Source organism: Yeguia hominis, from assembly GCF_014384705.1.
Classification (GTDB): domain Bacteria; phylum Bacillota; class Clostridia; order Oscillospirales; family Acutalibacteraceae; genus Yeguia; species Yeguia hominis.
Window position 1 is genome coordinate 62,309 of sequence record NZ_JACRSN010000006.1, and the last position, 10,397, is coordinate 72,705.

8 protein-coding genes are annotated in these 10,397 nt (G+C 55.5%); 2 read left to right on the forward strand and 6 right to left on the reverse strand.

The features are described 5' to 3' along the window. Positions 1–45: 45 nt before the first annotated feature. From IAG03_RS05380 to eda, 6 genes are all read right to left on the reverse strand, one after another. Complete coding sequence (locus tag IAG03_RS05380) at positions 46–1,443, reverse strand: transglutaminase domain-containing protein (RefSeq protein WP_249318825.1); 1,398 nt, start codon at positions 1,441–1,443, stop codon at positions 46–48. A gap of 347 nt (positions 1,444–1,790) precedes the next feature. After that, positions 1,791–2,726, reverse strand: coding sequence for a transketolase family protein (locus IAG03_RS05385; RefSeq protein WP_249318826.1), 936 nt, complete (start codon positions 2,724–2,726; stop codon positions 1,791–1,793). Positions 2,727–2,741: 15 nt separating this feature from the next. Further along, positions 2,742–3,566: a transketolase gene (locus IAG03_RS05390; RefSeq protein ID WP_249318827.1), complete on the reverse strand. Its 825-nt coding sequence runs from the start codon at positions 3,564–3,566 to the stop codon at positions 2,742–2,744. A 1,009-nt stretch (positions 3,567–4,575) separates the two neighbouring features. After that, positions 4,576–5,937, reverse strand: coding sequence for an MATE family efflux transporter (locus IAG03_RS05395; RefSeq protein ID WP_249318828.1), 1,362 nt, complete (start codon positions 5,935–5,937; stop codon positions 4,576–4,578). Positions 5,938–6,173: 236 nt separating this feature from the next. Beyond that, on the reverse strand, positions 6,174–6,926 hold the full coding sequence (locus IAG03_RS05400) for a GntR family transcriptional regulator (protein ID WP_249318829.1): 753 nt from the start codon (positions 6,924–6,926) through the stop codon (positions 6,174–6,176). A gap of 180 nt (positions 6,927–7,106) precedes the next feature. Beyond that, positions 7,107–7,745: a bifunctional 4-hydroxy-2-oxoglutarate aldolase/2-dehydro-3-deoxy-phosphogluconate aldolase gene (gene eda, locus IAG03_RS05405; protein ID WP_249318830.1), complete on the reverse strand. Its 639-nt coding sequence runs from the start codon at positions 7,743–7,745 to the stop codon at positions 7,107–7,109. Between the two features lie 406 nt (positions 7,746–8,151). Here eda and IAG03_RS05410 point away from each other — a divergent pair, with 406 nt between their 5' ends. Both IAG03_RS05410 and IAG03_RS05415 read left to right on the forward strand, forming a co-directional pair. Next, on the forward strand, positions 8,152–9,102 hold the full coding sequence (locus IAG03_RS05410) for a shikimate dehydrogenase family protein (RefSeq protein WP_249318831.1): 951 nt from the start codon (positions 8,152–8,154) through the stop codon (positions 9,100–9,102). 37 nt (positions 9,103–9,139) lie between these two features. Continuing rightward, positions 9,140–9,715, forward strand: a complete 576-nt coding sequence (locus IAG03_RS05415) for a glucose-6-phosphate isomerase family protein (RefSeq protein ID WP_249318832.1) — start codon at positions 9,140–9,142, stop codon at positions 9,713–9,715. Positions 9,716–10,397: the final 682 nt, after the last annotated feature.

A 10,397-nucleotide genomic window follows, 5' to 3' on the forward strand; every position in this document is an offset into this window, starting at 1 on the left:
GCGATGAAAGACACTTCGTGCCTGCGACGAGACACACTCTGTGTGTTAGGCTGCGGGGACCTCCCAGGGCAGATAATATCCCTCCTGCACGCTGTACCCCTGTTCGTCGAAGAACGATTCGCCGAACAGCGCGTAGGCGTCGTCCTCGCCGGTATCGCCCCAGGTCACATCCACCCAGCAGGTTCCGCTCTCAAGGTGCACCAGATTCCAGGCGTGCAGGCCGTTCGGAACATCGCCCACCACGACCCAGCACGGAATATCCATCTGGTCGCACAAGAGCCGAAACGCATACGCGTATCCCGCGCAAACGGTTTCGCCCTCGATAAGCGCGCCGTATGCGCTATAGCGCAAGGTATCTGCTTCTGTAAAGGCTTCCTCTGCCCCCACCCGCCCGGCAAGCACATCATCATACTCGACATTCTCGCAGAGATAATCAAAAATGGCCTGGCAAAGCGCTTCCTCGTCTGCATCTGCTCCGGCAGTCTCCTGAATTTCGATACAGGCCTCATTGACTGCACCGCGCAGTTCCGCTTCGTACGGCGCCATATCCTCTGCGTACAGAGATTTCGATTCGCTGCCGAACTTCACAATCAGATCGCCGGGAAACGCCGACGGGTCCGGATAATACTCTGTCGTCGTTGCCTCGACTGGCAAAAGCCTGCCCGGCGTATTTTGATAGGCCGCGCAAAGTGCAGCATCGATTTCCTCCGGAGACGTGTCCAGAATCCGCAGCCAGAGGTTCGACGCGCCGCCTTCCCACGCGCTGCAAATTTCCTTGACAACCTCATCAGGGTTGTGCGCAACCGCCATCTCCGCGACCTTTACGTCGCGGTCATGGTAGAAAAGCCATACCGCCAGTTCCATGCAGTCGCCGTAGTCCGATGTCGTGTACTCGATGGAATTCAGCGAATAAGCGCCCTCCGGCGTCTCCTGCATGGCGTCAAGCGCCGCCTGTTCGGCCGCTTTCGCATCCGTTCCCGCCGGAAAAAGCAGCACGCCGCTTTGCACGTCCGCCGCAATCAGGTCAGCCATCCATGCACACACTGCCTCTTTGGAAAATTCCGTCGTGTTCGGCGTTCCGTCCGCAGAGAGTACCAGCGAACGCTGCGGCGCATCCGTCTGGTAGCGGATCGTAAAGGTCACATGCTGTGAACACCAGCCGCCGGTACGCATCCAGCTGACCTCCGAGATGTACCGTCCGATTGCATACTGTTCTTCCATCAGGCGGTCGATGTCCTCGCTAAATTTCGTATCGATGTCCTCTGTCAGCTCCAGTACCAGAGACACTTCTTCTGACTGCACGCTGATCGCCGCCGCCAGCGTCTTTTCCAGCAGCTCCGCCGAATACGGCTGTGCGTTCGGATCCCGCAGCAGCGAACAGGACGTCAGCAATAGCAGCACCACAAGGCACAGCGCAAGTGTGCGTACGATGGATTTCTTCATAAAAGCCCTCCTCCACATCACAGCGGTACCCGCAGCCGGCGTTTGCACGTCTTTCTTGCGGACACCGAATATCCCGATTTCAAAACCCCTCTGATTGTCTTTGCGAGTTTGGCATTCCGGGCAAACCCGCTTTGCCGGAAGCAACCCCAGACCCATATTTTCCAAAAGCGCTGCGCGCCCTGACAGAAAAATGAAATTTCCTGAGCCGGCCGCGCCTGTCTCACCGTGCCCCGGCGCCGGTTTTCAAACGCCGGTTCTCAAGTGCTGATTTTCCAGCACGGATGATAAAAAAGCCCGGGCAGTTTTGTAACACCCGCCCGAGCCCGATTCATCCTATGGAATCCTGTTTATTTGCGTACAATCGCCTTTTTGGCCGCAGCTGCAATGTCTTCTGCGGTCATCTGGTATTCGCCGATCAGGAACGGCAGCTTTGCGACCTGGCCGAACCGATCCTGCATGCCGATCATCTCGACAGGCGCCGGATATTCTTTCGCCAGCGTCTCTGCAACCGCGCTGCCGAGCGCGCCGATGACATTGTGGTTGTCGCAGGTCACTGCGCAGCCGGTCTTTTTGACCGATGCCACAACGGTTTCTGCGTCGATCGGCTTGATGGTGTGGACGTTCACAACTTCTGCGCAAATGCCTTCTTCTGCAAGCAGCGCAGCCGCCTTGAGCGCCTCTGTTACCATGATGCCGCAGGCAAAGAGCGAAACGTCCTTGCCTTCGCGCAGAATGTCCGCCTTGAAGAGATCAAAGTTGCACTTGCCCTCTTCGTAGACATCATCCTGATTTTTCCGCTTGACTCGAACGTATACCGGGCCGTCATACTCTGCGATTGCAGGAATTGCGCGTGCCAGCTCTTCGCCGTCTGCCGGCTCAAAGATCACCATGCCCGGAATGCTGCGCAGCACACCGACGTCCTCCACGCTCATGTGCGTGCCGCCGTTGAGCTCTGCGGTGATGCCGGGGTCGGTGCCGATAATCTTGACGTTGCGCTTTGCATAGGCGATCGAGATCGTGATCTGGTCGCAGATGCGGCGCGTTGCAAACGGCGTAAAGGTGACGATAAAGGGAAGCGCGCCCGTTGCCGCCATACCAGCCGCAACAGAGGCCATGTTCTGCTCGGAGATTCCGACATCAATGCCGCGCTCCGGGAACGCCTTAAAGACCTTTTTGATGCCGTCCGCATTCGCAAGGTCCGCGTCGAGGACGACAACTTTGTCATTCTTTTCCATGAGATCGATCAGTGCCTGCGCGAGTACCGCGCGCATTTCTTTTGCCATAATGCGTCCCCTCCCTTACTGTCCGAGCGCTTTGAGCGCTTCGTCTCTCTGCTCAGCGCTGACGCTGATGCTGTGGTTGCCCGGCGCCGCGTCGATGACGAACTGTACGCCAGCGCCTTTGATGGTATCGAGGACGATCATGTGCGGTTTGCCGCTGACCGTTTTTGCCTTTTCGATGGCATCGCCGATTGCCGCGACGTCTCCGCCGTCGATCATCTGCGTGTCAAATCCGAATGCAGACCAGCGCTCCGCCGGATTCGGGCAGGCATTGATGTCCGCAATATAGCCGTCGAGCTGGAGCTTGTTATAGTCGAGGAACAGGTAGAAATTGTCGAGCTTCCACTGTGCGGCAGCCATCGCTGCTTCCCAGACCTGGCCTTCCTGGCTCTCGCCGTCGCCGATGATGCAGTACACGTTGTAGGATTTTCCGAAAATCTTCGCAGCCTTCGCCATACCGACCGCGCAGGAGATGCCCTGTCCGAGCGAACCGGCGGTCATATCGATACCGGGTGTGCGGAGCATGTCGCAGTGACTCGGCAGCAGCGTGCCGGGCTGGTTGAGGGTGTGGAGCATTTCCACGTCAAAGTATCCGCGTTCTGCAAGCGTCGCATAGAGGCCGGGGCCGCCGTGTCCTTTCGAGAGCACAAAACGGTCGCGATCGTCCATCTGCGGATTTTTCGGATCGATGTGCATGACATCAAAATAGAGCACTGCCAGCGCGTCGACGATCGACAGGCTGCCGCCAATGTGCCCTTGCCCGAGGTGCGCGATTTCGTCTACGGTCAGCGCGCGGATCCGACGGGCCTTCTGCATGAGGAATTCTTTCTTCTGGTTCTCCATCTGCAATTTTCCTTCCCTTCCAAGCTTTTTCACAAGATCACAACAGAATGGCTATATGTATGTTGAATTTAACAAATATAGTGTTACTATTAACGTGATTTATGTGATCTTAGCAAAAATATTTTAACACAAAAGTGCAAAAAAAACAAGAGTTTCCTGACGATTCCCGGGAAAAAAGGCTCTTTCGCGGAAATCGCCCAAAGCAAAACGCAGAAAAAAGCGCACACATCCTGTGTGCAAAACTGCGCTGTGCGTAAAAGCATCCGCGAAATTTATGATGTGGTAATGCGCCATCCTATCTTGATTTGCAGAATGGATCCTTCTCCGCATTCTCCCGGCAAACCGAGCGCGGAAGCGCCGCGTCTGAAAGCCCCCCGCTTTTACAAACACCCGCCGAAAACAAGACAGCTTTGTTTTATTCTCCACGCCTCCGGCACGCGGCCGGTGCGCATTCGCGCACCCAGGCCAATTGGGACAATTGGCCGCTTCCGCGCCCGGGCTGCCGGGAGAATGCTGCCAACCCGAATGCAGGAAGCTAAAATCAGCCCTAGAACGGCAGAAGCGTCCGCTCGCAGCTGAACCGATTCTTTCAGGCTCAAAAAACAAAAAGCCGCAGAATGGAGATCCTCTGCGGCCGAATGTCCTACAAAGCGGACAAAACCCTCTGATGCAAAAAACAAAAATTGCGGAATAATGAAAGATCCTTCGTGTCCGCGTCCGCGTCTATTCTTTTGCGCCAGTTCGCCGGTAAGTAAAAAAGCCATAGAATAGCCCCCTTCCGGCACAAAAATCAAAAAATTGCGGAACGGAGAAAGCTCCCTCCCGCGTCTACTATGCTTCCAGAACGGAGAAAGCGACCGGCGCGACGGAACACGCTGCGCGTGCGGCGCGGTGAGAGACACTTCGTGTCCGCGTCCAGCGGGTTTTCGATTGTGCTACCGATCTGCAGACAAAGAAAGCCCTAGAACGGCAGAAGCCCCCTCCCGCGTCCACTGCACCACAGAATGAATTACCCCTCCGGCGCGGTGAGAGACACTTCGTGTCTGCGGGGCCGGACAAGCAGCAGATAATAGATCAGACAAAGCACGATCTGCACGAAGGAAGAAGCCGGCGTCGCGAGCCCGATCTGGAACAGCGAAACGCCTGCCATCCGGCTGACCGCATAGGAGACCGGAATCCGCACGCCGAATGAACCGACGAGTCCCTGCACCATGACAAACACCGTCTTTCCGCGGCCGTTAAAATAACCGATGAAGCAAAAGAGGAAGCAGGTCAGCAGACAGTCAATCGAATACGCGCGCAAGTAGGACCATCCGGCAGCAATGACCTCTGTTTCACGCGCAAAGAGCGAAACCAGAAAATCGCCGTGGAAGAACGAAAGATATCCCATGAGAATTCCGCAAACCAGCGAGGTCAAAACACTGTACAACAGCGCTTTTTTCGCACGATCCGGTTTGTTCGCACCGATATTCTGCGCAACAAATGCGGACATCGACTGCATGTATGCCGAAGGAACCAGCATGATAAAACTGCAGAGTTTTCCCGCAACGCCGACGCCCGCCGAGGCAATCAGTCCGAGGGAGTTGACAATCGCCATGATGACAAGGAACGAAATGCTCACCAGAAAATCCTGCAGCGCAATGGGGATCCCAAGCCCCAGAATTCTGCGGATCGTCGCGCCGTGGAACCGCACCTGCTTTCTGGAGAACGGAAACGGCAGTCCGCGCCGGCGGATAATCACCAGCGACAGCACTACGCTGACCGCCTGTGCCAAAACCGTAGCCAGCGCAGCGCCGGCTACTCCCATCCGAAACCCGGCGACCAGCAGAAGATCCCCGGCGATATTGACCCCGCAGGCGATGGCCACCGTGATGAGCGGCATTTTGGAATCTCCAATTCCGCGGAATACGCTTCCGAGAACATTGAATGCCACAATACAAATCATGCCCGCCGAACAGATCCGCACATAAAGCGCGGTGCCGGAAAGCGCCTCCATCGGCGCCTGCATCAGACGTGAAAACGGCTCTGCCGCAAAAATCATGACCGCAGTCATGCACACCGCCAGCACTGCAAACAGGCAAATACCGCTGCCAACAGCGTCTCCTGCCTCCTGCGGCTTTTGCTCGCCGATTTTCTGGCCGACAAGCACCGTCACGCCCATCGAGAGACCGGTAATCATGACGGTAACCAGATTCATCATCTGGCTGCCGGTGGAAACCGCGGAAACATCTGCGGCATTTCCAAACTGTCCGACCACCAAAAGATCCACCGCGCCGTACATCGTCTGTAAAAACAGCGCCAGCAGCACCGGCAGCGCAAAGCGCACAAGCGGCGAAAGAATTTTCCCTTCTGTAAAATTGGGGACACGCATTCGTATGAACCTCCTAAACGGAAAACAATGAAAGAAACCTAATATTAAGCGCCGAAAGATAAAAAAATCCAGCGCACCGCAAGGATCCGCTGGATCAGGTTCTGGATTTTCACAAAAACAGCAGATCGGCGCATTCCGCGCAAAAAACGCAAGTGTCAACCGCTCTGTGCAGATCGAACCGCGCCGACGGTCCGACATGGACCCGGCCGCAGGTACGTCCGTAAATTCTGCCGCGGTTACGGTTCGCGGTAAAGCTCAATGCTGAACTTGTTCATATCGCCGCGATAGCGCGCCAGCGAATACTCCACATCCTCGTTTTGGTCGGTGGTCGCAATCGTTGTGACAAAACAGATCGGCTGGGTCTTTTTGATGCCGAGCAGCCCGGCCTCCTTGGTTGTCGGCAGCACCGCCTCAAAATTCCGGCGCACTTTATAAATCGGCAGCCCATAGAGCCGGTCAAGCGACTCGTAGAGCGAATTGACGGAAAAATCCACCTCGTAGAGCGCGCTGAACCGCTCATAGGGCAAATAGGTCTCGAGATACACCATCGGCATGTCGTCCGCATAGCGCAGCCGCTCAAGATAAATCAGCGGGCTTGCCGCCGGAAGCCCCAAAATCTGCGCCGCCGTCTCGTCGGTACGCATCTCGATACAGATCACGCGCGTGGAGGGCTCCATGCCCTTTTCGCGCATTTCCTTATTAAAGGACTGCAGATTCTTAAAGAACCGCGCGTCAATTTTCGGATACGCCACAAACGTCCCCTTGCCCTTCATGCGCACAAGATGGCCGTCGTTTACCAGCTCGGAAAGCGCCTGCCGTACTGTCGGACGGCTCACACCGAACATCTCGCAAAGCTCCGACTCTGTCGGGATTGCGTCCCCGGGGGAATACTCCTTCGCCTTGATTTTCGATACCAGGAACTGTTTGACCTGGTAATACAGCGGGATCGGGCTCTCTTTATCGATTAAAAACTTTCCATCCGCAGCCATGGGATGCCTCCTCATCAGTCCGTTAAAAAAGGAAACCGCCTCCACGCGAAAGCGGAGGCGGTACAAAGATTCGATTTTCTGTTTTCAAAACCGGCGCACAACCTGATTTTGCAAACCGCCCTATTATTGCATTATAGCAAACACCGGGCGCACAGTCAAGCGATTCTTTCGGAGAAACGCTTAGCCGCGGACAGAATGGAAGATATCGGTCGCTTCTTTGGTCATTGCGGTGATCTTCTCGAATTCGCCGGCATCAACCAGCTTCTTGTCGACCATCCAGCTTCCGCCAACCGCAATGATCTTGTCAAACGCAAGATACTCTGCGAGGTTCGAGGCATTCACGCCGCCGGTCGGCAGAAATTTGATGCCGCCGTACGGTGCGCTCAGCGCCTTCATCGTCTTGATGCCGCCGTACTGTCCGGCCGGGAAGAATTTGAAGGTATCGAGGCCGAGCTCCAGACCGGTGAGGATCTCAGACGGCGTCACCGTGCCGGGAAGGATCGGGATGTTCTTCTTCTGGGCATATTCAACCAGCTTGACGGAAAGGCCCGGAGAAACGATAAATTTCGCGCCGGCCTCAATCGCCATGTCAATCTGCGCACAGGTCGTTACCGTACCGGCGCCTGCCAGAACCTCCGGCAGCTCTTCACAGACCTTCTTGATGGAAGCGCAGGCTGCGTCCGAGCGGAAGGTGATCTCCATCACATCGATGCCGCCCGCAAGAAGCGCGCGTCCGAGCGGGACCGCCTGGTCTGCGCTCTTGAGGTTGATGACCGGCACAATGCCGCATGCGCTGATTCGATCCATAACACTGCTCATGTTGACTCCTTCACGTCCCGCCGGCCGTTTCCATAATATAATATGAAATACAGGCGTAGATCCGCACAGACGCCGGACAGGGGGCCGCGTGTTAAAACAGCCGCGCGGCAAGCTGAATTTTACAAAGTTTTAGAAATTTCGGTTTGCACTTCGTTTTTCCGTATTTTATTATAGCATCCGCATGATGCAATGTCAATGAAAATTTGTAATTACATCTTGACATCATAATGCTTTGACCTTATAATAATAGTACAGACGGAAATTGGGCTGACGGTTCCTCGTGCAGATGCATGCCGGCGACTTCCCCACCGGCTTTTGGAACAAGAAACGCTGCAGAGCGAGCCGAGCCTTGATTTCCTGGTCTTCTGAACTCTTGTCAAATTTTTAGAGGAGCGTGATTATCCTTATGCCGAATTTTACACCTGCCGACAAACGCACCATCTATTTCATCGGCGTTACCACTGAGAAATCCTCCATCATGCGTGTTTTCCCCCGCTGGGCGGAAGAAGCGCTTGGCCTGAAGGATGTCTGCATCAAGGGCATCGATCTGCCGATCCATGGCCCGCGTGAGTGCTATCGTGAGACCGTCGCCTTTATCCGTGACGATCCGCTTTCCGAAGGCGCTCTCGTTACGACTCACAAGCTTGACCTGCTCAACGCCTGCAAGGATATGTTCGACGTGCTCGATCCCTATGCTGAGGCGCTCGAGGAAATTTCCTCCATCTCGAAGAAAGACGGTAAGCTGATCGGTCACGCAAAAGACCCGATCTCCAGCGGTCTGGCGCTCGAATGCTTCGTGCCGGAGAATCACTGGATCGACCATCCGGAAGCGGAAGTTCTTCTGCTCGGCGCCGGCGGTTCCAGCCTTGCCATGAGCATGTACTTCACCCGCAAGGATCACGGCAAGAACGTCCCGAAGAAGATCACCATCGCAAACCGCTCCACCCCGCGTCTTGAGGATGCAAAAGCAAAGCTCAAGGACTGCGAGAAGGCCACCGAGTTTGCATTTGTCCATAATCCCACGCCGGAAGGCAACGACAAGACCATGGAAGCACTGCCGCCGTATTCGCTCGTCGTCAACGCGACCGGCCTCGGCAAAGACGCACCGGGCTCCCCGATCACCGATAACGGCATTTTCCCGGAGAACGCGCTCGTTTGGGAAATCAACTACCGCGGCGAACTCGATTTCATGCACCAGGCTGAGAAGCAGAAGGAATCCCGCAACCTCACCATCGAGGACGGCTGGATGTATTTCATCCATGGCTGGACGCAGGTTGTCGCTGAGGTGTTCCATATTCCGATCGTCGGCGAAACCCTCAACAAGTGCGAACGCATCGCATTTGAAACCCGCAAATAAGTTCGGCTTTTAACGAAATAAGTAGGAGGAAATCATCATGGCATTTAATTTTGATCTTCCGTTCCGCATTGACTTTGACCTCATCAACGGTCTGAGCCAGCAGTATCCGTCCTCCAAGCGGTATCTTTCCAGCATGAAGGGCATGTACAACGACGAAGAAGCCCGCGCAAGAATGCAGGCGGAAAATGACCAGCTGGTCTACGAGTTCTATGAGCTCGGCGCACCGGAGCTTCCGGGCGACATCGCATTCGGCACGAGCATTGTTTACCCCGGCACAGTCGGCGGCGAATATTTCATGACCAACGGTCATTTCCATACCATCCTCGAGACTGCAGAAGTTTACATCTGCCTGCAGGGCGAAGGCTACATGATGGAAGAAAATCCCGAGGGCGATTGGGACGCTGTTCCCCTCAAGCCCGGCGGAGCTGTTTACTGCCCGAAGCGTTGGGCGCACCGCAGCATCAACACCGGCAAGACCCCGCTGATCACATTCTTTGCGTTCCGCGGCGACGCCGGCCATAACTACGGCATCATCAAAGAGCTCGGCTACAAGAAGCTCATCGTCGAAAAAGACGGCAAGCCCGTTGTCATCGACAACCCGAAACGCGTATAACGATTGTTCGTCATAGAAAACAGAATGGTGGCAGGAGCCCCGGCTGATAAATCAGCCGGGGCTTTTGCTGCACACACGCAGTGTGTTTCATCGCGGGCACGGAGTGCCTTTCGTCGCGCCGGTGGTTTTGTCCGTTCTGTAAGAATCGTGGACGCGGGAGGTCGTGCACGCCGTTCCGCGGCTTTTCTTTTCTGATCTTCCGCTCTGAAAGGGTTCTCCGTTCCGCACACGAAGTGTGTTCCACCGCGCACACGAAGTGTGTTTTATCGCACCGGTGGTTTTGTCCGTTCTGTAAGAATCGTGGACGCGGGAGGTCGCGTCTACCGTTCCGCGGCTTTTCTTTTCTGATCTTCCGCTCTGAAAGGGTTCTCCGTTCTGAACATCCGCTGGACGCGAGAGCACGCAAAGCGTGTTTCGTCGCGGGCACGGAGTGCCTTTCGTCGCGCCGGGAGTTTACTCCGTACTGTGGTACAGTGGACGCGAGAGGATGTGCCTACCGTTCAGTGGCTTTCTGATTTTTACGTCGGCGCACTGCTCAATCTGAAAAAAATAAACCGCGTTGCCGATCACAAATTCTCTGTGATTTTCATAAATATCTTTTTGTCTACGCGAGTCGGCCAGCCGCCTTTCCGCAGTACGCGTAGCGTGTTCCACCGCGGGCACGGAGTGCCTTTCGTCGCGC

Coding starts and splice junctions, on each gene's coding strand:
- IAG03_RS05380 (WP_249318825.1), bottom strand. CDS start 1,443: ATGAAGAAATCCATCGTACGCACACTTGCGCTGTGCCTTGTGGTGCTG.
- IAG03_RS05385 (WP_249318826.1), bottom strand. CDS start 2,726: ATGGCAAAAGAAATGCGCGCGGTACTCGCGCAGGCACTGATCGATCTC.
- IAG03_RS05390 (WP_249318827.1), bottom strand. CDS start 3,566: ATGGAGAACCAGAAGAAAGAATTCCTCATGCAGAAGGCCCGTCGGATC.
- IAG03_RS05395 (WP_249318828.1), bottom strand. CDS start 5,937: ATGCGTGTCCCCAATTTTACAGAAGGGAAAATTCTTTCGCCGCTTGTG.
- IAG03_RS05400 (WP_249318829.1), bottom strand. CDS start 6,926: ATGGCTGCGGATGGAAAGTTTTTAATCGATAAAGAGAGCCCGATCCCG.
- eda (WP_249318830.1), bottom strand. CDS start 7,745: ATGAGCAGTGTTATGGATCGAATCAGCGCATGCGGCATTGTGCCGGTC.
- IAG03_RS05410 (WP_249318831.1), top strand. CDS start 8,152: ATGCCGAATTTTACACCTGCCGACAAACGCACCATCTATTTCATCGGC.
- IAG03_RS05415 (WP_249318832.1), top strand. CDS start 9,140: ATGGCATTTAATTTTGATCTTCCGTTCCGCATTGACTTTGACCTCATC.